The organism is Achromobacter sp. UMC71 (assembly GCF_014170305.1).
Classification (GTDB): domain Bacteria; phylum Pseudomonadota; class Gammaproteobacteria; order Burkholderiales; family Burkholderiaceae_B; genus Achromobacter.
The window spans coordinates 54318-78246 of record NZ_LZZT01000059.1 but is presented as its reverse complement, the minus strand read 5'-3'; the positions used below and the strand labels follow the sequence as shown (position 1 = coordinate 78246).

The window sequence follows — 23929 nt, the reverse complement described above, 5'->3', positions numbered from 1 at the left end:
CCGCCCGCGCCTCAGCCCAGGCGGCGGCGCACGTCGTCGCGTGGCGCGTAGCCGATGCTGGCTTGCCCGCCCGCCACGTCCCAGGCACTGCCCTGGTTGGCGGACACGCCGTTGACCGTGACGCTGCCGTCGGGCCAATCGGCGGAATCCGCCGTCAAGGCGGCGATCAGCAAGCGTTCGAAATCCTCGTTGGACAGCCACATGTCGTGGAACCAGGCCAGCGCGCGGCGAGCCGGCTCGTCGAGCGCGGCAGGCGCGGGCGCGCGCTGGTGCGCCACGCCGGAGTAGGTCATGTCGCGCGGATCGTTCTCGCCTGGCAGGATCCAGCCGATGCGCGCCAGCACCGTGGACAGCCGGCCTTGCGTCACCGCCGAGTAGGCGCGGCACAGGCGTTCGCCCATCACCTTGGACGTACCGTAGGCCAGCGAATGCACGTCGCGCTCGCCATCGAACCAGCGCGTGCCGGGGGCGGGCTCGGTTGCAGCGGTGAGCTTGCCCGGACCGATGGTGGCGGCCAGCGGCTGGTCCTTGTACGCGCCCATGGCATGGTTGGATGACGAATAGACCAACCGGCGCACGCCGTGCGTGGCGGCGGCGGTGAGGACATTCAGGGTCATGTTGTAGGAACCCAGCGCCTCTTCCCAGCTGGCGTCGGGCGTCGAGTGCCGCGCCGCCAGGTGCAGCACGGCGTCCACGCCCGTGAAGTGGCGGGTCCAGGCCGGATCGGGGCGCTCCAGGTCAGCGGCCACCAGCGTCAGGCGGTCGCGCACTTCCGGGCTGAAGGCGGTGTCGTCCGCGTGCAGGTCGATGCCGATCAGGTGCTCGCACCAGGGTTGGCGCGCCAGGATGGCCAGGGCCTTGCGGCCGAGCTGGCCAGTGGCGCCGGTGACGACGATGCGGGCGGGGGGCAGGGGAGAGGTCACGGTGAAAGCTTCCGGTTCAAGGCAAGGGGCAAAGGCAGGCGGGCGAGGCCAGGGGGTAGGGTTCGCCCTGCGCGCACGCCAGGCCGGTGGCCGGGTCCAGGCGCAGCGCACGGATGAAGTGGTCGTCCTGGGACGCCACCAGGAGGAACGCGCCGTCGGGCGTGAGCGCGATATCACGGGGCGCGCGGCCGCCGACGGCGATGAAGCCGATGAGGTCGAGCCAGGGCGCGGCGCGGCGCAGGCGGTAGACGGCAACGCTGTCGTGGCCGCGGTTGGCGGCATACAGGAGTTCGCCGTCGGGATGCAGGCGCACGGCCGAGGCGGTATTCTCGCCGCGCCAGTCGCGAGGCAGCGTGCTGGCGCGGGCCAGTTCACGCACCGGTTCGTCCAGCGTGTACACCGCGACGGTATTCGACAGTTCTTCCACTACGGCGGCCAGCAAGCCATCCTGCGTCAGGGCCAGGTGGCGCGGCCCGGCGCCGGGCCGCGTGCGCAATTCCCGCACCGGTGTGGTTTCCAGGCCGTCCGGCCGCACGCGATGGCAGGCCACCGTGTCGGTGCCCAGGTCGCACAGGTAGACGTGCGTGCCGTCGGGGGACGGCGACGCGTAGTGGAGGTGCGGCCGTTCCTGGCGATCCGCCCGCGGACCCGCGCCGCGGCGCGCGATGACTTGCGGCGCGCCTTGGGGCAGGCCGTTGCCGTCCAGCGTGTAGCACAGCAGTTCGCCCGAACCATAGTTCGACACGTATAGCTGCCGCGCTGCCAGGTTGACGCTGACGTGGCAAGGCGCGTTGCCGGGGATATCGGCGCGGCCGATGGGGCGCAGGGCCGTGCCGCCGTCTTCGATCGCGAAGATATCCAGCGCCGCATCGCGTTCCTGTTCGCTGACGCTATAGAGGCGGCCGGCGGCCGCGCACAGGTACGAGGGATTGACCGGGCCGGCCAGCACCTGCCGTTCATGGAACGTGGCCGTCGCGCCATCGAAGGCCAGCAGATGGATGCCCAGGCCGCGGCCCTGCACGTGAGGCAGGATCTCGGTATAGGTGCCGACGGCGAGCAGGCAGCTGGCAGGTGCGCTGACGGGGGGCGGGTTATGCACGTTCGGGCCTCGTCGCGACGTCGATCCACACCGCCAGCACCAGCACGGCGCCCTTGACGATCATCTGCCAGGAGGTGTCCACGTTCATCTGCTGCATGCCGTTGTCCAGGCTGGCCATCACCAGCGCGCCAATCAGCGCACCGTACACGGTGCCCGATCCGCCGCGCATCGAGGTGCCCCCGATGAAGCAGGCGGCGATGGCGTCGAGCTCTCCGCCCACGCCAGCCGACGGCGAGCCGGCGGCCGAGCGCGCGGTGGTGACGATGCCGGCGAAGGCGCACATCAGCCCCATCAGCATGAACACCATCAGCTTGACGCGCTTGACGTTGACGCCGGACAGGCGGCTGGCCTCGACGTTGCCGCCGACCGCGTAGACGTGGCGGCCGAACACGGTCTGGGTGGTGATCCACGAGAACACGCCCAGCAAGGCCAGCAGGATCAGCACGGGTAGCGGCACGCCATGAGCCTGGTTCAGCACCAGCACGAAACCAGCGGCCGCGATGGCGATGGCGCCGATCTTCAGGCCGTCGATCCAGCGCGGCGCCACCTCCAGCCCCAGCCGGTGATGGCGGCGGCGGCGCGCCAGCGTCAGGCCGCAGGACAGGGCGATGATCAGCGCGACAATGATCCAGGACAAGGCGGGCGGCACGAAGGCCTGGGCAATGGCGCCCAGGTCGTCGGGCACCGGCGCGATGGTGACGCTGTCGGTGCTCAACTGCACCAGGCCGCGATAAGCCAGCATGCCGCCCAGGCCGACGATGAAGGACGGCACCCGCAAGCGGGTGGTGAGGCAGCCGTTGATCAGGCCGAACCCTGCGCCGGCGGCCAGCACCACGGCCACGGATAGCCAAGTGTTCCAGCCCAGGTTGACGGTCAGAATGGCGACCAGTCCGCCCAAGAGGCCGAGCAACGAGCCCACCGACAGGTCGATCTCGCCGGCGATGATGACCAGCACCATGCCGCAGGCCAGCATGCCGGTCACCGACATCTGCAGCAGCAGGTTGGAGATGCTGTTGGGGCGCAGGAAGCTGCCGTGGGTCTGGTGCCAGAAGAACAGCCAGATCAGGCCCAGCGCCAGCAGCATGGCCAGCAGCTTGTGGCGCGCGAACAGCTGGCGCAGTGGCGGGTGGCCGCTGCGCGGCCGCGGTTCGGAGGAAGAGGATGCGAGCATCTGGGTCATGGCGTTCAGGCGGCGTGCCGCGGCGGTTCGGAGTGGAGGGCGGCGGCCAGCACGCGTTCCTGCGTCAGGCCCTGGATGGGGAAATCGCCCGTGATGCGGCCGGCGTTCATGACCAGCACCCGATCGCTCATGCCGAGGATCTCGGGCAGTTCCGAGGACACCATGATGATCGCCACGCCGCGGTCGGCCAGGTCGAAGATCATCTTGTAGATGTCGTATTTGGCGCCGATGTCGACGCCGCGCGTCGGCTCGTCCAGGATCAGCACCTTGGGATTCTTCAGCGCCATCTTGGCCAGCACCACTTTCTGCTGGTTGCCGCCGGACAGGCTGGCCACGGGCAGGCCGGGGCTGGCGGTCTTGATGCGCAGACGCGTGATTTCGCGTTCCACCGTCGCCAGTTCCGAGTCGCCGTCGACCCGTGCGGCGCGGGCGTGGTCGGCCAGGCTGGCCAGCGTGATGTTCTCGGCCACGCTCATCAGCGGCACGATGCCGTGGCGCTTGCGGTCCTCGGGCACCAGGCACAGGCCGTGGGCGATCGCATCGGCGGGCGAAGCGATGCGCACGGGCTTGCCCTCGACCCACACCTGGGCGCTGCTGCGGCCGGCATACGCGCCGTAGATCGCCGATACGAGTTCGGTGCGGCCCGCGCCCACCAGCCCGGCGATGCCGAGAATTTCGCCGGCGCGCACCTGCAGGGCGGCGTCGTCGACGCGCTTGCGCTGCGGGTTGGTCACGTCCCAGCAGGTCACGTTGCGCGCCTGCAGCATCACCGCGCCAGGTTGGCGTTCGGTGCGGGGAAAGCGGGACTCGAGCGCACGGCCGACCATCAGGCCGATGATGCCGTCCTCGTCCAGCGTATCGGCCGGCCGGGTGGCGATGTGCTGGCCATCGCGGATCACCGTGATGGTGTCGCAAGCCCGCTTGACCTCGTCCAGCTTGTGCGAGATGTAGATGCAGGCCACGCCGGCGCGCTTGAGGTCGTCGATGATGGCCAGCAGCACCTCGATTTCCTGGGCGCTGAGCGAGGAGGTCGGCTCGTCAAAGATCAGCAGCCGCGCTTCCTTGGCCAGCGCCTTGGCGATTTCGAACAGCTGCTGGTGGCCGTTGCCGTAGTTCATGACCGGCGCGGCCACATTGATGTCGGTGAGCTTCAGGCGCGCCAGCAGTTCGGCGGCGCGCCGGTGCATGGCGGGATAGTTCATGCGGCCGCCGGGCAGTCGCATTTCATTGCCCAGGAAGATGTTCTCGGTGACGCTCAGTTGCTGCACCAGCATCAGCTCCTGGTGCAGGATGACGATGCCGGCGCGCTCGCTGTCGCGGGTCGAGCGCGCCCGCAGCTCGTGGCCTTCCCACAGGATCCGGCCGGTATAGCTGCCGTGGGGATAGACGCCGGACAGCACCTTCATCAGCGTCGACTTGCCGGCGCCGTTTTCGCCGCACAGGCCCAGGCATTCGCCGGGCCGCACGCTCAGGCTGACGCCCGAGAGAGCGCGCACGCCCGAGAACTCCTTGACGATGTCGCACATTTCAAACAGCGGCTGCCGTGGATCCATGGTGCGCTTCCTTGCTACTTGCCCGAGATCTGGTCAGCGGTGTAGAAGCCGTCCTTGACCAGGATGTCGATATTGTCGCGCGTTACCAGCACGGGTTTGATCAGCAGGGAGTCGACCTGGCCCTTGCCGTTGTCGAGCTTGGCGTTGAAGGCGGGCGGCTTGCCCTGCACCAGGTTGACGGCCATCTGTGCGGCGGCCTCGGCGATGGCCTTGATCGGCTTGTAGACCGTCATGGTCTGCGTGCCGGCGGCGACGCGACGCACGCCGGCCAGGTCGGCATCCTGGCCCGACACCGCGACCTTGCCCGCCAGTTTCTGGCTCGCCAGCGCCTGGATCGCGCCGCCGGCCGTGCCGTCGTTCGAGGCGACGATGGCCTGGATGTCGTTGTCGTTGGCGTTCAGCGCGTTCTCGATGATGGCCTGGGCCTTGGATGGATCCCATTCGGGCGTCCATTGCTCGCCCACGATGGTGATGTCGCCTTTGGCGACCAGCGGTTTGAGCACGTTCATCTGGCCTTCGCGGAACATGCGCGAGTTGTTGTCGGTGGCGGCGCCGCCCAGCAGGTAGTAGCGGCCTTTGGGCACCGCGTCGACCATGCCCTGCGCCTGCATTTCGCCGACCTTGATGTTGTCGAACGACACGTAGCCATCCAGCGGCGCGCCCAGGATCAGCCGGTCGTAGGCGATGACCTTGATGCCGTTGCGGTGCGCCTTGGCGATGGCGCTACCCAGCACCTTGGAGTTGAAGGGCACGATGACCAGCGCGTCCACGCCTTCGGCGATCAGGTTCTCGACCTGGGCGATCTGGCGCGATTCGCTGGCGTTGGCCGATTGCACGTTGACCTTGGCGCCTAGCGCGGTGGCCGCCTCGACGAAGTAGTTGCGGTCGCGGGTCCAGCGCTCGACCCGCAGGTCGTCGATGGAAAAGCCGATCACGGGAGCCTCTTTGCTGGCATGGGCGGCGTGGGCGGCGAACAGCGTGGCGGGCAGTGCCAGCGCGCAGGCCAGCAGGCGGCGCAGGATTGGGGTCATGTCTGTCTCCTTGTGGCGCGATGCGCTCAGAATGTGATGCCGGTCTTCAAGCCTACGATGAAGGCGTCGTGGTTGGCGCTGGTGCCCCCTGGATGCCTGATGTACTGCAGATTGGGCCGCAGGTAAATGGATGGGATCGGCGACCAGCTGTAATACGCCTCGGCCACGTACTCGTAGCCGTCGCCGACCTTGCTGTGGGTGCCCAGGCGCTGGTCCTGCTGGCGCACGTAGTCGGCGTAGCGCCCGTTGTTGTGGGTGGCGCCGACCGCCACGCCGATGACATCGCGCGCCTGGCCGAAGGGTCCCTTGTACTGCAACCCCAGCGCGATCTGGTGGTCCTGCGCGGCCGTATTGCGATCGGCCTGCGAGGCATTCAGGAACACCGAGGCGCCGCGGCCGCCGGCGGTGCCGGTGACCTGCTGTTCGAAGTTGATGTAGATGCCGTACTGGCCGCTGCGTTCGCGCGGCGCCAGGCCGGTTTCGCCGCGCGCGGCATGATTGACGTCCTGGTACAGGTCCGCGCCCTTGGAGGTGTTGTACCAGGCGCCGAACTTGTACGAACCGGGCAGGCCGTTCACGGCCGGCAGCCAGCCGAATTCCAGCGGGATCAGGGCGCCGGTGGTGCCGTTGGGGTTGTCCAGCGACAGGCCGTGGCGACGCGCATAGCCGTCGTCGACGTAGTTCGGGTTGACCTGGTAGACGCCGGCCTGCACGTAGGTCTGTGCCGACGTGCTGACCTTCAGGCGGGTAGCCCACTGGCTGGTGGGCCAGTTGACCCAATAGCTGCCGACCAGGTTGCCGGGTTGCGACCCGCAGAAGGTCAGGTTCTGGAAGTCGCAGGAGAAGCTGGCGAAATCCTCGCCCACGGTCAGGCGGCCGATCTTCCATTGCACGCGGTTGTCCAGGAATGACTGGTTCAGCCAGAACTGCGTCATGTGCCAGGTCTGCCCGCGGCCATAGACCTCCTGGATCAGCATGTTGTTGCCGATGCCGGCGTCGGCGCCCAGGTTGCGGCCGTTGCGGTCGGTGATGGTCATCTGGAAGGTGCCGCCGTGCCAGCCGAGCAGCTTGTCCAGGTCCATGGTGGCGCCGAATACCCATTGATCGGTGTAGCGGGTCAGCTTGTCCTGGCCGCCGCTGAAATTGTGCGCGGCTTCGCCGGTGTAGCCCAGGTTCAGGGTGACGCCGCGCTCGGCCAGGCGGGTGCGCAATCCGCCCCAGTCGCCGAACAGGTAGGGGCTGGTCTGCAGGTCGTAGGCCTGGGCGGACGGGGCGCCGGCCAACAGCAGGCCGGCCGTGAACAACGCGGGCAGGAAGCGGCGGGAACGGCGAGGCCGGAGGTGCACGCCGGTGCCTGCCGCTGCCGTGAGGCAGGGAGGTAATGCCATGACTTTGTCTCCTGTCGCCGCCCGTGCCGAAGGCCGTCGCGGCTTGTTTTTCGTGGTCCGGTGGGTACCAGCGAAACTAGTGTCTGCAAAATTGACAGCGCTGTCAATTGTGGTCGAGATTAGGGATTGCCCGGGGGCGATCCCGGTTTTCAAGCGCTTTTTCGAGGGAGGGAGGGGCAGACGGACGGGCCGCGCAGGGGCGGCCCGAAGAGAGGGCGATGGCGGATTTCTTGCCCTGCGGACGAGGGTTAGTCCAGCTTGACGCCGGCTTCCTTGATCACCGCGCCCCAGCGTTGGATCTCGCTCTTGATGTAGGCGCTGTATTCCTGCGGCGTCGATCCCAACGCCTGCGCGCCCTGTACCTTGAGCTGCTTCTGCATTGGCTCGGATTGCAGCGCGCGGCGGATTTCGGCGTTCAGTTTCTGCACGATCGCGTCCGGCGTTCCAGCGGGCACCACCACGCCTTGCCAGGCCCCCATCTCGAAGCCCGGCGCCACGGTCTCTGCCACGGTCGGCACGTCGGGCAACTGCTCGCTGCGTTCCCGGCTGGTGACGGCCAGCGCGCGCAGCTTGCCTTCGCGGATGAACCCCAGCGAATCGTTCAGGGTATTGGTCATGAGCTGCACCTGGCCGCCGACGAGATCCGTCATGGCTGGCGCGCTGCCGCGATAGGGCACGTGCACCGCGTCGATCTGCAGCGAACGCAGCAGCAGCAGGGCGCCCAGATGCGTGACGTTGCCCGCGCCCGCCGAGCCATACGACAGCTTGCCGGGATGCTGGCGCGCGTAGTCGACGAACCCCTGCGCGTCCTTGGCGGGCACTGACGGATGCACCAGCAGCACCAGCGGAATGACGGCGGTGGACGAGACCGGCGCGAAGTCCTTGACCGGGTCGAACGCCAGCGAGCGGTACAGGTTGGGGCTGAGCGCGATCGATGAGGTGTTGTACAGCACCGTGTAGCCGTCGGGCTTGGCCGCCGCGGCGTACTGCATGCCGATGTTGCCGTTGGCGCCGCCCTTGTTTTCCACCACCACCGTCTGGCCCATCTGGTCAGTCAGCTGCTTGGCCAGCACCCGCGCCACCAGGTCTGTCGGCCCGCCGGGCGGGAAAGGCACGACCAGGGTGATGGGGCGTTCGGGCCAGGCGGCGTGGGCGGCGGGAGCGCCGGCCAATGCCAGGGCGGCCAGCAGGGCCGCGCGCAATGCGTGCTTCATGGGTTGTCTCCTTGTGCTTTTCTAGGGATGAGGCCGGGGCTCGCGCTATGTCGCGGCCCCGGCTTCAGCGCGGCAGCGTCCTCTGACCGGGGCGCTTGTCCGCTGGATGCCGGGAAACGGGGGGGCTTCAGCCGGCGGCCTGCTCCGGCCGGCCTGCCAGCATGCGCGTGGCGGTGTAGGTCATGACGGGCTTGCCGTGCTGGTTGAACACGTCGATGCGGGACGTGACGACCGCGCGATTGTGCTGCGAGGTGGGGCGCACGCCGGTGACTTCGATCTCGGCCCAGACGGTGTCGCCGGCCACCACGGGCGCCAGCATTTTCTTGTGCACCTCCAGCAACGCCAGGCCGGTGCCTTGCACCATGCCTTGCATGATCAGGCCTTCGATCAGTCCGTAGGTCAGGGCGCCTGGCGCGGGACGGCCCTGGATCGCGCCATGCGCGTAGGTGGCGTCGATGAAGATCGTTTCCAGCATGCCGGTGACGCTGATGAAGTTGACGATGTCGGTCTCGGTAACCGTGCGGCGGAACGTACGAAAGCGCTGGCCCACGGCCAGGTCTTGCCAGTAGTAGCCCTGGCCGAGCTGGGCGGGGGCGTTGCGGTCTGGGTTCATGCGGAGTCCTTGAGAGGGGCGGGGAAGGTGTCGGCCTGTTGCGCGGCGCCGGCGTGCAGCAGCGCGTCGATACGGGCATCGTCCAGGCCTGCCTGGCGCAACACGTCGCGGGTGTGTTCGCCCAGCTGCGGCGGCATCGCGGCCGGCACGGCCGAACGCGCCAGCCGCACCGGGTTGCGCGTGAAGCGGTAGTGGCTGCCGGACGCGCTTTGCAGCGGCTGGAAAAAGTCCACGCTACGTAGATGCGGGTCGGCTTCCAGGTCCTGCAGGCGGTTGACTGGCGCGGCGGGAATCTCCAGCTTTTCGCACAGGGACAGCCAGTAGGCGGTGGGGTGCTCGGCGACAATGCCAGCCTGTAGTTCGTAGAGCGTTTCGATATGCCGCGTGCGCGCCGCGATGCCAATGAAGCGCGGGTCCGCCGCCAGGTCGGGATGGCCGGTGGCCTGGAAGAAATCCCGCCAGTGCGTATCGGTGTAGGGCATCAGGCAGACATGGCCATCGGCCGTGCGGCAAGGCTTGCGCCAGGGTGTCAGCACGCGCGGATAGCCGGCTTCGCCATCCGTGTCGGCCAGGTGCCGGCCGTAGTAGTGCTCGACCAGCACATACGAGGCCATGCTTTCGAACATGGGCACTTCCAGCTGCTGACCCAGGCCGCTGCGCTCGCGCTGGAACAGCGCGGCCAGGATGGCGTGCGCGGCGATCAAGCCGCAGGTCTTGTCGGCCGCCACGGTGGGCAGGTAGCGCGGCGTGCCGGTCTGGCGGTCCGCCAGGTCGGCAAAGCCGGACAGGCCCTGGATGATGTCGTCGTACGCGGGGCGGCCGTCGTAGGCGCCGCCCGCGCCAAAGCCGTACAAGCCGGCATACACCAGCCGCGGGTTGCGGGCGCACAGGGTGCCGGGATCCAGGCCCAGCGCCGCCATCTTGGCCGGCCGCATGCTGTGCATCAGCACGTCGGCCTGATCCACCAGGGTCAGCAGTGCCTGGCGCGCGGCAGCCTGCTTCAGGTCCAGCACCACGCTGCGCTTGTTGCGGTTCAAGCCCAGGAAAATGGCGGCCAGGCCGGGCTCTTGCGCGGGGCCGGTATGGCGGGTGGAATCGCCGCCGGGCGCTTCGATCTTGATGACGTCGGCGCCATAGTCCGCCAGGATCTGCGAGGCATAGGGGCCGAACACCACGGATGTCAGGTCCAGCACGCGCACGCCGCCCAGCGCGGCGGTTTGCGGCTGGGCGGAAGGGGCAGGGGTAGGGAAAGTCATGGCGGCCATCCTATCGGCGCGGCGTATACGCGTCTAATATGGCTTCGGTATTGCTTGATATGGAATCCGTTATGGCCATCGATCTACGGCAGCTCCGGCAGTTCGTCACCATCGCCGAACTGGGAAGCTACCGCCGCGCCGCCGACACGCTGCACATCGCGCAGCCCGCCTTGTCGGTGTCGATCCAGAAACTCGAGCATGCGGTGGGCGTGCCGTTGCTGGTGCGCGGCGCCAAGGGGGTGACGTTGACGCCGGCCGGCGTAGCCTTGATGGCCGATGCCCGGCGCGCGTTGTTCCACACCGACCAGGCGCGCCAGGCCGCCCGCCGGGTGGCATTGGGCGAATGGGGCACGTTGCGCTTGGGATTCGTTGGCTCGGCCACCTACATGCTGCTGCCGCGTTGCCTGCCGGTGTTTCGCGCCAAGTATCCGGACTTGCAGCTGGAGTTGCGCGAAGACAGCACGGTGGGCCTGGCGGCGATGCTGCGCGCCAACGAGATCGATGCCGGTCTGGTGCGCGGACCGCTGGCCGAGGATCCCGCGCTGGATTCCTGGGTGGTCGAACGCGACGACCTGATCCTGGCCGTGCCGGCGGGCCATCCGCTGGCGCAAGGCGCGCCGGTCAGCCTGGCCCGCGCGCGTTCGGAAAGCTTCGTGATGTATTCGCCCGCCAAGGTGCCGGGCCTGCACGGCGTGGCTCAGGCGCTGTGCCGCAAGGCGGGCTTCTCGCCGCGCATCAGCCAGGAGGCGATCCAGGTGCAGACGCTGGTCAGCCTGGTGGCCAGCGGCATGGGGCTGGCGCTGGTGCCCGGCGTGACGCGCGCGTACTCCACGCCGCATGTGGCGTTCGTGCCGCTGGTCGACGCCGATGCGCGCGATGCGTTGGCGCTGTCGCTGGTGACGCACCACGACACCTCGTGCGCTTCGGTGCTGCGGCTGCGGGACAGCATGCTGGCGCAGGCGGCATGACGCGCCGCGCTTGAGCGGTTTGGCGGCTAGGGGTTGTTGACAGGCCCTAGGCGGCTTCCTTGTCGAACAGGGCGCTGCGCAGATAGGATACGGTATCGGCGTCATCGGCCAGCGCTTGCGCGCCGATGCGCGCGTGCCAATAGGATTCCGAACCCGCCGCCAGGCGCCATTCGCGCAGCCGCCGCGTGTACAGCTGCAGGTCGAATTCCTCGGTGACGCCGATGGCGCCGTGCACCGCATGCGCGATATCGGCCACGCGGGCCACGGCCTGGCTGGCCCGGGCCTTGCCCAGCGCCGCCAGCTGCCGCTGCGGCTGGCCGGCGCGGCCCTGGAACGCCAATTGCGCCGCCATGCGCGCCGCCCATACCTGTTCAGCCATGACGCTGATCTGCTGCTGCACGGCCTGGAAACGGCCTATCGGTTTGCCGAACTGGCTGCGCTGGTTGGCGTAGTCCAGCGTCATGGCCAGCACGCGGTCCATCGCGCCGGCGATCAGCGCGGCATAGCCGGCGGCCGCCAAGGTTTCCAGCGCGGGCAGGCCGGCGGGTGCGTCGATGCGCTCGCCATGATCCAGCAGCCAGCGCGCCGGCGCGGCCAGGCTGCCGTGCACGCCGCCGGGTTCGATGGCGGCAGCCGCGGCCGGCAGCAGCCACACGTGGCCGTCGATGCACGCCAGCACGTGGCCGGCGCACCGGACCCACGGCACGTTTGCCGCCACCGCATGGCCGGCTTGCACGGCCCAGCCTTGCGGCGCCAGCGCGATCGAGCCGCTGGCTTGGGGGCGGCCGGCATGCGCCAGCCAGGCGCGCGCCAGCATCGTGTCGACGATGGGGTAAGGGCACAGATGATGGCCGGCGGCCAGCGCCAGCGGCAGCGCATCGGCCAGCGCCAGGCCAGCGCCGCCGAGTGTCTCGGGCACCAGCGCATCGGCAAAGCCGGCCTCTTCGCAGGCCTGCCAGGCGGACGCGGGCGCCTGGCCTTGTTCGGCCTGGCGAATCAGTTGCGGCGTGCAGGTCTGCGCGAACAGGCGTTCGGCGGCATCGCCAAAAAGAGAGTCCATGACGTGTCCTTATCGAAGGCCGAGGCCGCGCGCGATGATGCCGCGCAGGATTTCGCGGGTGCCGCCGCGCAGTGAGAAAGTGGGGGCGGCCTGCTCCAGGTAGGCCAGCGTGCGCGCCAATGGCATGGGCATGGGCTGCTCGGGACGCCGGCCCAGCGCATCGGCGATCAGCCTGGGAATGTCCTGTTCCAGTTCGGTGCCCAGGTCTTTGACCAGCGCGGCTTCGATCGCCGGGCTCTGTCCCGTCGCCAGCTTGCCCGCCACCGCCAGCGACAGAGCGCGCAGCACGGCCATCTGCGACAGGATGCTGCCCAGCAGCGCGTGGTCCGTCGCATCGGCGGCGCCGCCGCGGCAGTGCGTCAGCCAGCATTGCAGCAGCGCGATGCTGGAATACAGGCGTTCCGGGCCGCTGCGCTCGAACGCCAGCTCGGCGTTTACCTGGGCCCAGCCCGCGCCTTCCTCGCCGATCAACGCGTCGGGCGCCAACTCCACATTGTCGAAGAACACCTCCGAGAAATGCGCGTCGCCCGCCAGGTCCCGGATGGGGCGGATGGATACGCCGGGCAGCGACAGGTCGACGATGACCTGCGACAGGCCCTGGTGCCGGTCTTCGGGCGTGCCGGACGTGCGCACCAGCGCGATCATATAGTGCGAACGGTGCGCGTTGGTGGTCCAGACCTTGCTGCCGCTCAGGCGCCAGCCGCCAGCGCTGGGTTCGGCGCGGGCGCGGATGCTGGCCAGGTCCGAACCCGAGCCGGGCTCGCTCATGCCGATGCAGAAAAATGCCTCGGCGCGGCAGATGCGCGGCAGGTAGAAATCCTTCTGCGCCGGGGTGCCCAGCTTGAGGATCAGCGGCGCGCTCTGGCGGTCGGCGATCCAGTGCGCCGATACCGGTGCGCCGGCACCCAGCAGTTCTTCGGACAGCACGAAGCGCGCGAAATGGCCGCGCGCCGCACCGCCGTACTCGCGCGGCAGGGTCAGGCCGAGCCAGCCGCGTTCGGCCAGCTGGCGGCTGAAGCCGGCGTCGTAGCCCATCCAGGAACGCGCGCGCTGGTCGGGCGCCAAGCCGTCCAGGGCTTCGGCCAGGAAGGCGCGCACCTCGGCGCGCAACGCTTCGTCCTGCGGGGGAATGGCGGTCAATTCCAGCGTATCGATCATCAGGCGGGTCCGGGTCTGGCGGGCGCCGGAGGCGGCGCGCCGGGGGCCACTATCCGCGAGCCGCTTGTGGCCTGTCCAATATTATTTTTTGGGTTTCCGATACGGTTCGGCTATCGCTGGAGCCCCGGCGATAACCCGCCAGCAGGCGCGGGGACGCCGGTAAGGCCCCAGGCCCCGCGGGTATGATGGAACGCATTACAAGGAGGAAACACCATGAATGAAGTCATCGTCGCGTCTGCCGTTCGTACCGCCATCGGCGATTTCGGCGGGGCGCTCAAGGACGTGCCGCCCTGCGACCTGGGCGCTACCGTCATCAAGGCGGCGCTCGAGCGCGCGGGCGTCTCGGGCGACGAAATCGGCCACGTTGCCGTGGGCCACGTCATCAACACCGAGCCGCGCGATATGTACCTGTCGCGCGTGGCGGCCATGAACGCCGGCATCGCCAAGGAAACGCCGGCCTTCAACGTCAACCGCCTGTGCGGCTCGGGCCTGCAGGCCATCGTGTCGGCGGCCCAGACCATCTTGCTGGGCGACGCCGAGATCGCCATCGGCGCGGGCGCCGAAAGCATGAGCCGCGCGCCGTACATCGCGCCGGCGCAGCGCTGGGGCGCGCGCATGGGCGACAGCGTCATGCAGGACATGATGACGGGCGCGCTGTCCGATCCGTTCGGCCGCATGCACATGGGCGTCACCGCGGAAAACGTGGCCGCCAAGTTCGGCATCAGCCGCCAGGACCAGGACGCGTTGGCCGCCGAATCGCACCGCCGCGCCGCGGCCGCCATCGAGGCCGGCTATTTCCGCGACCAGATCGTGCCGATCGTGCAAAAGACGCGCAAGGGCGAAGTCGTGTTCGACACTGACGAGCACGTGCGCCCCGACGTCACCGCCGACAGCCTGGCTGGCCTGAAGCCGGTCTTCCAGAAAGAGAACGGCACCGTCACGGCCGGCAATGCTTCGGGCCTGAACGACGGCGCGGGCGCCTTGGTGCTGATGAACGCGTCGGTCGCGGCCAAGCGCGGCATCAAGCCGCTGGCGCGCCTGGTGGCCTATGCCCACGCGGGCGTCGACCCCAATATCATGGGCATCGGCCCGGTGCCGGCCACGCAGGCGGCGCTCAAGCGCGCGGGCCTGACGGTGGACCAGATGGACGTGATCGAGGCCAACGAAGCGTTCGCCGCGCAGGCCTGCGCCGTGACCCGCGAGCTGAAGCTGGATCCAGCCAAGGTCAACCCCAATGGCAGCGGCATCGGCCTGGGCCACCCCATCGGCGCCACCGGCACGATCATCACGGTCAAGGCGCTGCACGAACTGCAACGCGTGCAGGGCCGCTACGCGCTGGTCACGATGTGCATTGGCGGCGGGCAGGGTATCGCGGCGATCTTCGAGCGCATCTGATGGCGGGGCGGGCGGGGGATTCCTGCCCGTCCTACAATCGCGGCCATGCATAAATCCAAATTCCCGTCCGAACTGGACCAGCCGACGCTTTCCGAAGTGGACGGCGTGCGCTATCTGCACTTCAACACCGAATGGGTCCAGGGTGCCATGCGCATCAAGAATCCGTCGGAACTGGTGCTGGAATACACCACCCAGATGCTGGCCTGGCTGCTGTTCCTGGAACCGCCCAAGGACGAGGCCATCGGCCTGTTCGGCCTGGGGGCCGGGTCGCTGGCGCGGTATTGCGTCAAGCACACCCGCAGCCCGCTGCTGGCGGTGGAATGGAATCCGCGCGTCACCGCCGCCTGCCACATGTTTTTCCGCCTGCCGGGCGAAAACCGCCTCAAGGTCGAGCATGACGACGCCGCCGCCTGGGCGGCCGACCCCGCCAATGCCGGGCGCTGCCCGGTGCTGATGGTCGACCTGTACGACGCCTCCGCCGCGGGTCCCGTGCGCGACAGCGTCAAGTTCTACCGCGACTGCCGGCGCGTGCTGGGCGAGGTCGGGGTGTTGGCGGTGAACCTGTTCGGCCGTCATGAAAGCTTCGGCAAGAACATCGACAATCTGTCCAAGGCCTTCGACGACCGCATCGTGCTGCTGCCGGAAATCGACGCCGGCAACCAGATCGTGCTGGCGTTTTCCGGGCCCCGCCTGGCGATCACGCCGGCCGATCTGCTGGCGCGGGCCGAAGTGGTCGAGTCCAAATACGGCCTGCCGGCCCGCCGTTGGGCGCGCGCGTTGACCCGCCATGCGGTCGACGGGATCCTGCATTTCTGATGCCAAGGAGTTTCATGCCTGTCCGTCCCTTGTCAGGTCTTGCCGTGCCGCTGTGCGTTGCCTTGTTGGCCGGTTGCGCGGCCAAACCCCCGGCCGGATCCTGCGCGCCGCAGGAAACGGTGATGGTCAATGACCTGATCTTCCTGGGGACGGATAGCCCGGCCGGCCAGGTCTCCGAGCAGGCCTGGGAAGACTTCCTGCGCGAGGCGGTCACGCCGCGCTTTCCGCAGGGGCTGACCGCCTGGCGCGCCGCCGGGCAATGGCGCGGCAATGACGGCAGCATCGTCAAAGAGCCGTCCTTCGTGCTGGACTTGGTCCACCCCGACGACCCCGTCAGCGAAACCGCGGTGCGGGAACTGCAGGCCGAATACAAGACCCGCTTCCAGCAGGAAGCGACCATGCGGGTCAGGCAGAACGCTTGCGTGTCGTTCTGAACACCTGGGCCGGGCCTGCCAGGCTCGCCCTAGGGCAAATCCTTAGCGCATTGGGCTAGCCCGGATTTCCCGGACGGGGATATGATGGGCTTATTCATAATTATGAATTACGGCGCAGCCAGGCCGTTCGCCCATGACCCTCCCTATCGTCCGGCAAGCCCTGTACCTGGAAGTCGCGGATCGCCTGCGCGGCATGATCCACGCGCGCTCGCTGCGCAACGGCGAATGGATCGACGAGCTGCGGCTGGCCGGCGAACTGGGCATTTCCCGCACCCCGCTGCGCGAAGCGCTGAAGGTCCTGGCCACCGAAGGGCTGGTGCGGCTGGAACCGCGCCGCGGCTGCTTCGTCAATGAGCTGTCGGGGCAAGACCTGGAAGACATCTTCCCGCTGATGGCCATGCTGGAAGGCCGCTGCGCCTTCGAAGCCGCGCGCAAGGCCACCGACGCGCAACTGGCGGCGCTGGCGCCGCTGCACGAGGCCCTGGCTGGCCACGCCGCCGCCGGCCGCATCGACGCCTATTACCAGACCAACTACCTGATCCACGAGGCTGTGCAGGCGTTGGCTGGCAATCAATGGCTGGTCGACATGGTGGGCAATCTGCGCAAGGTGCTGAGCCTGTCGCGCCACCGCAGCCTGGCCTGGCCCGGCCGCATCGAGGAATCCTGCGGCGAACACCTGGCCATCTTCGAGGCCCTGCGGGCCCGCGACAGCGAACGCGCCGAAGCGCTCGCCCGCCATCACCTGATGCGCCAGCTCGAGGTGTTGCGCACGCTGGCCGCCGCCGATACGCCCGATACGCCGGCCGCCCCGGACACGTCCCTTTCCGATCCCCCCGTAGCAGAGGAACCCGCCCATGAACGCACCCGCCAATCTCGCGCCCGCGCGCGGCGCACGCACGCCTGAGGCCGACGTCGATGCCGTGGACCCGGCTGCCGCCGACGCCGGATCCAGCCTGATCACGCGTCTGGGCCGCCTGTGGGAACGCGGCCGCCTGCCCAGCGAATCCGAGGTGCGGCGCCTGTTCGAGGCGCGTCTGACGGACGTGGCCGCCAATAAGCTGGCGAGGCGCTGGTGCGAGCAATACACCGCTGCCGACGGCAAGGACCGTCGCCTGATGCTGGCCGCGCTGGCGCAGGTGCGCGGCAGCTTCGCGGGCGAGGCCGGCGAGGGCGTGCGTCTGTTCAAGCGCTTCAATGCGCAGCCGTTGGGGCTGCGTTTCCTGGTGGAACTGCGCGCCGACATGCTGCGGTGGCGCAAGCAGGTGGCGGGCATCCAGGCGCTCGACAAGGACCTTGAAGGCTTGCTGTCCGCGTGGTTCGATGTCGGCCTGCTCGAACTGCGTCCGCTGACCTGGGATTCACCGGCCTCGCTGCTGGAAAAACTGATCCTCTACGAGGCCGTGCACGAGATCAAATCGTGGGACGACCTGCGTCACCGGGTGGCGCCCGACCGCCGCTGCTACGCGTATTTTCATCCGCAGATGCCGGGTGTGCCGCTGATCTTCGTCGAGGTGGCCTTCGCCGGGCAGATGGCCGACAACGTGCAGGCGCTGCTGGACAGCGACGCGCCCCGGCAAGACCTGGACAAGGCACGCTGGGCGATTTTCTATTCCATCTCGAACACGCAGCCGGGCCTGAAGGGCATCAGTTTCGGCAATTTCCTGCTCAAGCGCGTGGTCGAGCAATTGCTGGAAGAACTGCCCAAGCTCAAGTCGTTCGCGACCCTGTCGCCGATTCCCGGCTTTGCCGATTGGCTGGGCAAGCTGGATGCCGACGCGGTCGAAGCCATCGTGCGCGAAGACAAGGCCCGCGCCAAGGCGCGCAAGCGCGAAGGCGTGCCGGACGGGCAGCGCTGGGTGGCCCGGCTGGCGCGGGCGGCGCAGGCCAGGAAGACGCCCGACGTGGTCAAGCGCGCCGGCTTCCGGCTGGCCGCGCACTACCTGCAATCGATGAAGAACGGCCTGCCGCTGGACGCGGTGGCGCGCTTTCACCTGGGCAACGGCGCCCGCATCGAACGCCTGAACTGGGCGGCCGACACCTCGGCCAAGGGGCTCAAGCAGTCTTGCGCGCTGATGGTCAATTACCTGTATGACCTGGACGAACTGGACGACAACCTGGCGCGCCTGCATGACGGCAAGCCCCAGATCAGCCGCAGCGTGGGGCGCGCGGCCTGATCCGCCCGCCCAACCATAAAAACAGACGGAACCGGGCCTGCGCAGCGTCGACAGGCCCGGGCGTGGAGAAGACATGACAGAAGATGTGGCAGGCCGCGTGCTGCTGCAGCGCGAAGGCCACTTGGCCTGGGTGACGTTGTCGCATCCGGGGCGCCTGAACGCCATCAGCGTGAATATGTGGGGCGAATTGCGCGACGTGTTCACGCGCATTGCGCAGGACGACGCGCTGCGGTGCGTGGTGGTGCGCGGCGAAGGCGGCAATTTCGCGGCCGGCGCGGACATCCGCGAATTCCCGGTCGAGCGCGCCGATGCGGCGGGCGTGCAGCGCTATCACCGTGAGGTGCTGGCGCCGGCCCTGCAGGCCGTGGCCGATTGTCCGCATCCGGTGGTGGCGCAGGTCGAGGGCGTGTGCGTGGGCGGCGGGCTGGAAATCGCCAGCCAGTGCGACCTGCGCATCGCCGGCGAATCGGCCCGCTTCGGCGTGCCGATCAACCGGCTGGGCTTTCCGATGGCGCCGGACGAAATGCGCGGATTGCTGGGGCTGGTGGGGCGCGCGGCCACGCTTGCCATCCTGCTGGAAGGCCGGGTGTTCGGCGCGGCCGAAGCCCACGCGCTGGGCTTGGTGACTCGCGTGGTGGCCGACGCCGACGTTGCCGAGCAGGCGCGCCGTAGCGCCGAGCGCATCGCCCAGGGCGCGCCGTTGGCCGCCCGCATCAACAAGCGTCTGTCCGCCCGGCTGGCCCGCGGCGGCGCCTTGACCGAAGACGAATACCAGGATTATTTCTCCTACGCCGACAGCCGCGACCACAAAGAAGGCGTGCGCGCTTTCCTGGCCGGCGTAGACCCTCATTTTTCCGGAGACTGAAAACGGTGAGCAACGCCAATCTATACGCTGTGCTGGAAGGCGGATTCCCCGCCGACCGCAAGCAGGTCGCGCTGGAGACGCCCGACCTCGAATACACCTGGGACGACATCGACCACGCCACGGCCTGCCTGGCCAATCTGCTCAGTTCGCTCAAGCTGCCCGAGGGGGCGCGGGTGGCGGTGCAGGTCGAGAAATCGCCCGAGGCCCTGCTGCTGTACCTGGCCACGCTGCGCGCGGGCCTGGTGTACCTGCCGCTCAACACCGCTTACCGCGAAGCCGAGATCGAATACTTCCTGGGCAACGCGGAACCCGCCGTAGTGGTGTGCGCCAGCAAGAACCGCGACTGGGTCCAGCGCGCCGCCGACAAGGCCGGCTGCGCCCACGTCTACACGCTGGACGAGGACCGCAGCGGCACGCTGCTGGACGCCGCCGGCGGCCTGCCGCAGACCTTCAAGACCGTCAGGCGCAAGCCGGGCGACCTGGCCGCCATCCTGTACACGTCGGGCACCACCGGCCGCAGCAAGGGCGCGATGCTGTCGCACGGCAACCTGGCGTCCAACGCGCAGGTGCTGCACAAGTACTGGGGCTGGCGTTCGGACGACGTGCTGCTGCACATGCTGCCGATCTTCCACGTGCACGGCCTGTTCGTCGCCTCGCACGGCGCCTTGCTGGCCGGCGCCAAGATGATCTGGCTGCCCAAGCTGGACGCCGATCTGGCGCTGCGGTACCTGCCGCAAAGCACGGTGATGATGGGCGTGCCCACCTATTACGTGCGGCTGTTGGCCGACAAGCGTTTCAACCGCGAACTGTGCGCCAACATGCGCCTGTTCATCTCGGGTTCGGCGCCGCTCCTGGCCGAGACGTTCTCGGACTTTGCCAAGCGCAGCGGCCACGCCATCCTGGAACGCTACGGCATGAGCGAAACCGTGATGTTGACCTCCAACCCCTACGACCCGGCCGATGGCGAGCGCCTGGCCGGCACCGTCGGCCGGGCCTTGCCGGGCGTGCAGGTGCGGGTGGTGGACGACGCCGGCATTGCGCTGGCGCCGGGCGAGATCGGCAATGTGCAGGTGCGCGGGCCCAACGTGTTCTCGGGTTACTGGCGTATGCCGGAAAAGACCCGCGAGGAATTCACGGCCGACGGCTGGTTCAAGACGGGCGACGTCGGCCGCTGGGGCGGTGAATCCGCGGGCCGCGACGTGCCCGCCGACTACCTGTCCATCGTGGGCCGCAGCAAGGACCTGATCATCTCGGGCGGCTTCAACGTCTACCCCAAGGAAATCGAAACCCTGATCGACGACATGCCCGGCGTGGCCGAATCCGCCGTCATCGGCGTGCCGCACGCCGATTTCGGCGAAGCGGTGGTGGCGGTGGTGGTGCCCAAGGACGGCGTGTCGCTCGATGCCGTGGCGATGCAGGCTGAACTGAAGGCGCGCATCGCCAACTTCAAAGTGCCCAAGCGCCTGCACATCGTTGACCAGTTGCCCCGCAACACCATGGGCAAGGTGCAAAAGAACGTGCTGCGCGAAACCTATCAAGCGCTGTAGCGCCGCGATGCCATGCCGGTCCCTTGGGACCGGCTTTTTTTCAAGGAGCCCGATCCCCACGCAAGCCCAGACCCTGGCAGCATCCGATCCCAAGAACACAAGAGACGAGACGCGGGAAACGCGCCGTCCCCACGCTGCAGCAAGAGGAGACAAAATGAAATACCGCACAATCGTTACGGCCCTGTTGGCCACGGCGGCCGCAGGTTTTGCCGACGCCGCCGGCGCCGCGTCCTGGCCCGAACGGCCCATTACGCTCATCGTGCCTTTCCCCGCCGGGGGCGGCACGGACACATTCGCCCGTCCGCTGGCCCAGCAGCTGACCCTGCAACTGGGGCAGTCGGTGGTGATCGACAACAAGGGCGGGGCGGGCGGCACCGTCGGCGCGGGCGTGGCCGCCAAGGCCCGGCCCGACGGCTACACCTTCTTCATGGGCGGCGCGCACCACGCGCTGGCGCCGTCGCTGTACAAGAGCCTGAACTACAACATCCAGAAAGACTTCGTGCCCGTGGCGCTGGTGGCCCAGCCGCCGCAGGTGGTCGTCATCAACGCGACCAAGCTGCCAGTCAAGACGGTGCAGGAATTCGTCGACTACGCCAAGAAGCATCCGGGCGAGATCAACTTCGGCACCGCTGGCAAGGGCAGCACGCACCATCTGGCCGGCGAGCTATTCGCCATGCAGACGGGCATCAAGCTGGTCGACGTGCCGTACCAGGGCGCGGGGCCCATGCTGACCGCGCTGATCGGCGGCCAGGTGGACCTGGCGTTCGACGGGCTCGGGTCGTCGTCCGGCCACATCCGTTCGGGCACCATCAAGCCGCTGGCCGTGGCCGCCGACAAGCGTTCACCGTCGTTGCCGGACGTGCCCACCGCGGCCGAGGCCGGCGTGCCGAACTACGTGGTGTCGACCTGGTACGCGATCTGGGCGCCGGCCGGCACGCCGCCCGAGGCCGTGGACCGCATGACGGCCGAAATCACCAAGGCCTTGAATGCGCCCAAGATCAAGGAAACCTGGGAAAGCAACGGATCGTCGGTGCCGACCTTGACCGGCGCCGACTTCGGCAAGTTCGTCGACAGCGAGGTGACACGCTGGGCCAAGGTCGTCAGCGATTCGGGGGTGAAGCTGGATTGATGGGAGCCGCGGGCCGCGTGGCGGCCCGCGGGTAGCGACTGCCGCCTCAGCGCCAGTCGCTGGCCAGGCTGAGCTTGGCCAGTTGGTCGCGCGTCAGCGTCAGGCTGGCGGCCTTGACCAGTTCGTCCAGCTGCGTCAGTGACGTCGCGCTGACGATCGGCGAGGTGATGCCGGGCTGCGCGATCTGCCAGGCCAGCGCGGCCTGGGCGGGCGAACAACCGGCGTCTTCGGCCACTTCGTCCAGCGCCTTCAGGATGCGGTAGCCGCGGTCGTTCAGGTAGGTATCGACGATCTTCTTGCCGCGCGCGCTCTTGCCCACGTCGGCCGGGCTGCGGTATTTGCCGCTGAGAAAGCCGCTGGCCAGCGCGTAGTAGTTGATGGTGCCCATGTCCTGCGCCTTCACCAAGGACTGCAAGCCGGCCTCGAAGGGCTCGCGGCTGTACAGGTTGTATTCAGGCTGGATGCTTTCGTAGCGCGGCAGGTTGTGCCGTTCGGCGGCGATCAGCGCTTCGGACAGGCGCACCGGCGTGTAGTTGGACGCGCCGATGGCGCGCACCTTGCCGGCCTCGATCAGCTTGGCGTATTCGCCCAGTGTGTCGGTCAGCGGGGTGTCGGGATCGTCCTTGTGCGACTGGTACAGGTCGACGTGATCGGTCTGCAGCCGGGCCAGCGAGGCGTCGATCGAGCGCCGGATGTAGGCCGGCGCCAGGCCCTTGGCGTCCGGGCCCATTTCCATGCCGACCTTGGTGGCGATCAGGACCTGGCCGCGCTTGCCCGAGCGCTTGAGCCATTTGCCGATCAGGGCTTCCGATTCGCCGCCCTGGTTGCCGGGAACCCAGCGCGAATACACGTCGGCGGTATCGATGAAGTTCAGGCCCGCGTCGACCAGGGCGTCCAGCAAGGAAAACGTGCCGGCCTCGTCGACGGTCCAGCCGAAGACGTTGCCGCCGAAAGTCAGGGGAGGGATCTGCAGGCCGGAGCGGCCTAGTGCGCGTTTGATCATGGCGTGGCCTTTGGGTGGTTCAGGGATTCCCCGAAGTCAAAATATGTTGCAACACGTTAGACTATACGGCTTTACGGTTGCCCGGACTGTGGGGAAGCCCACGGAACAGCCGTAACAATGAACAAATACCAAAGGTTCGAGGAGCTTACCTATGCTGATCGGGAAAAAACATTTTCTGACGGTTGGCGCCATGGCGCTGGCGATGGCTATCGCCGCGCCTGTGTCGGCGCAGCAGAAGTCGGTGGCGGTCACCGCCATCGTCGAGCATCCGGCGCTGGATGCCGTGCGTGACGGGGTGCAGGACGCCCTCAAGGCAGCCGGTTACGAGCCGGGCAAGAACCTGAAGTGGCAATACCAGAGCGCCCAGGGCAACAACGGCACCGCCGCCCAGATCGCTCGCAAGTTCGTCGGCGACAAGCCTGACGCCATCGTCGCCATCGCCACCCCGTCGGCCCAGGCCGTCGTGGCCGCCACCAAGGACGTGCCGGTGGTGTATTCCGCCGTGACCGATCCGGTTGCCGCCCAGCTCGTGTCCAGCATGGACGCCTCGGGCACCAACGTGACGGGCGTGTCGGATCTGCTGGCGCTGGACAAGCAGGTCGACCTGATCAAGAAGATCGTTCCCAACGCCAAGCGCGTCGGCATCGTCTACAACCCGGGCGAAGCCAACTCGGTCGTGGTGGTCAAGAAGCTGCAGGAACTGCTGCCCAAGTCGGGCATGAGCCTGGTCGAAGCCGCCGCCCCGCGTTCGGTCGACGTGGCCTCGGCCGCGCGCAGCCTGATCGGCAAGGTCGACGTCATCTACACCAACACCGACAACAACGTGGTTTCGGCCTACGAGTCGCTGGTGAAGGTCGGCAACGACGCGAAGATCCCCCTGATCGCCTCGGACACCGACAGCGTCAAGCGCGGTGGCATCGCCGCCCTGGGCATCAACTATCGCGACCTGGGCGTGCAGACCGGCAAGGTGGTGGTGCGCATCCTGAAGGGCGAAAAGCCCGGCGCCATTCCGTCCGAAACCATCAACAAGCTCGAGCTCTACGTGAACCCGGGCGCGGCCGCCAAGCAAGGCGTGACGTTGTCCGACGCGGTCATCAAGTCGGCCGCGGTGGTCGTGAAGTAA

General features: G+C 68.1%; 22 protein-coding genes. 10 read left to right on the top strand and 12 right to left on the bottom strand.

The features are described from left to right. Positions 1–11: 11 nt before the first annotated feature. The 9 genes from A9974_RS28650 to A9974_RS28610 form a co-directional block, all read right to left on the bottom strand. Entirely contained in the window at positions 12–923 is a 912-nt protein-coding gene (locus A9974_RS28650; protein ID WP_183007555.1) for an NAD-dependent epimerase/dehydratase family protein, read from the bottom strand. 16 nt (positions 924–939) lie between these two features. After that, positions 940–2022 (bottom strand): lactonase family protein, encoded by a 1083-nt coding sequence (locus A9974_RS28645; protein ID WP_183007554.1) that lies wholly within the window; start codon positions 2020–2022, stop codon positions 940–942. Further along, positions 2015–3202 (bottom strand): sugar ABC transporter permease, encoded by a 1188-nt coding sequence (locus tag A9974_RS28640; RefSeq protein ID WP_183007553.1) that lies wholly within the window; start codon positions 3200–3202, stop codon positions 2015–2017. Before A9974_RS28640 ends, A9974_RS28645 begins: the two co-directional genes overlap by 8 nt. A gap of 5 nt (positions 3203–3207) precedes the next feature. Next, the gene (locus A9974_RS28635; RefSeq protein ID WP_183007552.1) at positions 3208–4755 is read right to left on the bottom strand and encodes a xylose ABC transporter ATP-binding protein; all 1548 of its coding nucleotides are present in this window, start codon (positions 4753–4755) and stop codon (positions 3208–3210) included. 14 nt (positions 4756–4769) lie between these two features. Next, a complete protein-coding gene (xylF, locus tag A9974_RS28630; RefSeq protein WP_183007551.1) occupies positions 4770–5786 on the bottom strand; it encodes a D-xylose ABC transporter substrate-binding protein in 1017 nt (338 codons plus the stop codon). A gap of 26 nt (positions 5787–5812) precedes the next feature. After that, positions 5813–7174, bottom strand: coding sequence for a carbohydrate porin (locus A9974_RS28625; protein ID WP_183007550.1), 1362 nt, complete (start codon positions 7172–7174; stop codon positions 5813–5815). Between the two features lie 248 nt (positions 7175–7422). Continuing rightward, positions 7423–8388: a tripartite tricarboxylate transporter substrate binding protein gene (locus tag A9974_RS28620; RefSeq protein ID WP_183007549.1), complete on the bottom strand. Its 966-nt coding sequence runs from the start codon at positions 8386–8388 to the stop codon at positions 7423–7425. A gap of 127 nt (positions 8389–8515) precedes the next feature. Beyond that, entirely contained in the window at positions 8516–9001 is a 486-nt protein-coding gene (locus tag A9974_RS28615; protein ID WP_183007548.1) for a MaoC family dehydratase, read from the bottom strand. Further along, positions 8998–10257: a CaiB/BaiF CoA-transferase family protein gene (locus A9974_RS28610; protein WP_183007547.1), complete on the bottom strand. Its 1260-nt coding sequence runs from the start codon at positions 10255–10257 to the stop codon at positions 8998–9000. The genes A9974_RS28615 and A9974_RS28610 overlap by 4 nt, the downstream gene beginning before the upstream one ends. Before the next feature lie 71 nt (positions 10258–10328). Between A9974_RS28610 and A9974_RS28605 the strand changes: the two genes are divergently transcribed. Continuing rightward, positions 10329–11225, top strand: coding sequence for a LysR family transcriptional regulator (locus A9974_RS28605; protein ID WP_255468357.1), 897 nt, complete (start codon positions 10329–10331; stop codon positions 11223–11225). Between the two features lie 46 nt (positions 11226–11271). On the opposite strand, the gene A9974_RS28600 is transcribed toward A9974_RS28605, so the two are convergent. Both A9974_RS28600 and A9974_RS28595 read right to left on the bottom strand, forming a co-directional pair. After that, positions 11272–12285: an acyl-CoA dehydrogenase family protein gene (locus A9974_RS28600; RefSeq protein ID WP_183007545.1), complete on the bottom strand. Its 1014-nt coding sequence runs from the start codon at positions 12283–12285 to the stop codon at positions 11272–11274. Positions 12286–12294: 9 nt separating this feature from the next. Then, the gene (locus A9974_RS28595; RefSeq protein WP_183007544.1) at positions 12295–13443 is read right to left on the bottom strand and encodes an acyl-CoA dehydrogenase family protein; all 1149 of its coding nucleotides are present in this window, start codon (positions 13441–13443) and stop codon (positions 12295–12297) included. 213 nt (positions 13444–13656) lie between these two features. Here A9974_RS28595 and bktB point away from each other — a divergent pair, with 213 nt between their 5' ends. The 8 genes from bktB (at position 13657) to A9974_RS28555 (ending at position 21803) form a co-directional block, all read left to right on the top strand. After that, complete coding sequence (gene bktB / locus A9974_RS28590; protein WP_183007543.1) at positions 13657–14838, top strand: beta-ketothiolase BktB; 1182 nt, start codon at positions 13657–13659, stop codon at positions 14836–14838. A 45-nt stretch (positions 14839–14883) separates the two neighbouring features. After that, complete coding sequence (locus tag A9974_RS28585) at positions 14884–15654, top strand: spermidine synthase (RefSeq protein ID WP_183007542.1); 771 nt, start codon at positions 14884–14886, stop codon at positions 15652–15654. 14 nt (positions 15655–15668) lie between these two features. Further along, the gene (locus tag A9974_RS28580; protein WP_183007541.1) at positions 15669–16088 is read left to right on the top strand and encodes a DUF3574 domain-containing protein; all 420 of its coding nucleotides are present in this window, start codon (positions 15669–15671) and stop codon (positions 16086–16088) included. Positions 16089–16221: 133 nt separating this feature from the next. Then, positions 16222–16992, top strand: coding sequence for a GntR family transcriptional regulator (locus tag A9974_RS28575; protein ID WP_183007540.1), 771 nt, complete (start codon positions 16222–16224; stop codon positions 16990–16992). Next, a complete protein-coding gene (locus A9974_RS28570) occupies positions 16943–18262 on the top strand; it encodes a malonyl-CoA decarboxylase domain-containing protein (protein ID WP_183007539.1) in 1320 nt (439 codons plus the stop codon). The genes A9974_RS28575 and A9974_RS28570 overlap by 50 nt, the downstream gene beginning before the upstream one ends. Before the next feature lie 73 nt (positions 18263–18335). Further along, positions 18336–19127 (top strand): enoyl-CoA hydratase/isomerase family protein, encoded by a 792-nt coding sequence (locus tag A9974_RS28565; RefSeq protein ID WP_183007538.1) that lies wholly within the window; start codon positions 18336–18338, stop codon positions 19125–19127. Positions 19128–19132: 5 nt separating this feature from the next. Beyond that, positions 19133–20674, top strand: a complete 1542-nt coding sequence (locus A9974_RS28560) for a malonyl-CoA synthase (RefSeq protein ID WP_183007537.1) — start codon at positions 19133–19135, stop codon at positions 20672–20674. Between the two features lie 154 nt (positions 20675–20828). After that, positions 20829–21803 (top strand): tripartite tricarboxylate transporter substrate binding protein, encoded by a 975-nt coding sequence (locus tag A9974_RS28555; RefSeq protein ID WP_183007536.1) that lies wholly within the window; start codon positions 20829–20831, stop codon positions 21801–21803. Positions 21804–21849: 46 nt separating this feature from the next. On the opposite strand, the gene A9974_RS28550 is transcribed toward A9974_RS28555, so the two are convergent. After that, positions 21850–22806, bottom strand: a complete 957-nt coding sequence (locus A9974_RS28550; protein ID WP_183007535.1) for an aldo/keto reductase — start codon at positions 22804–22806, stop codon at positions 21850–21852. Between the two features lie 151 nt (positions 22807–22957). On the opposite strand from A9974_RS28550, the gene A9974_RS28545 reads away from it, so the two are divergent. Next, positions 22958–23929 carry an ABC transporter substrate-binding protein gene (locus tag A9974_RS28545; RefSeq protein ID WP_183007534.1) on the top strand — a complete coding sequence of 324 codons (972 nt, stop codon included), beginning with the start codon at positions 22958–22960 and terminating at the stop codon, positions 23927–23929.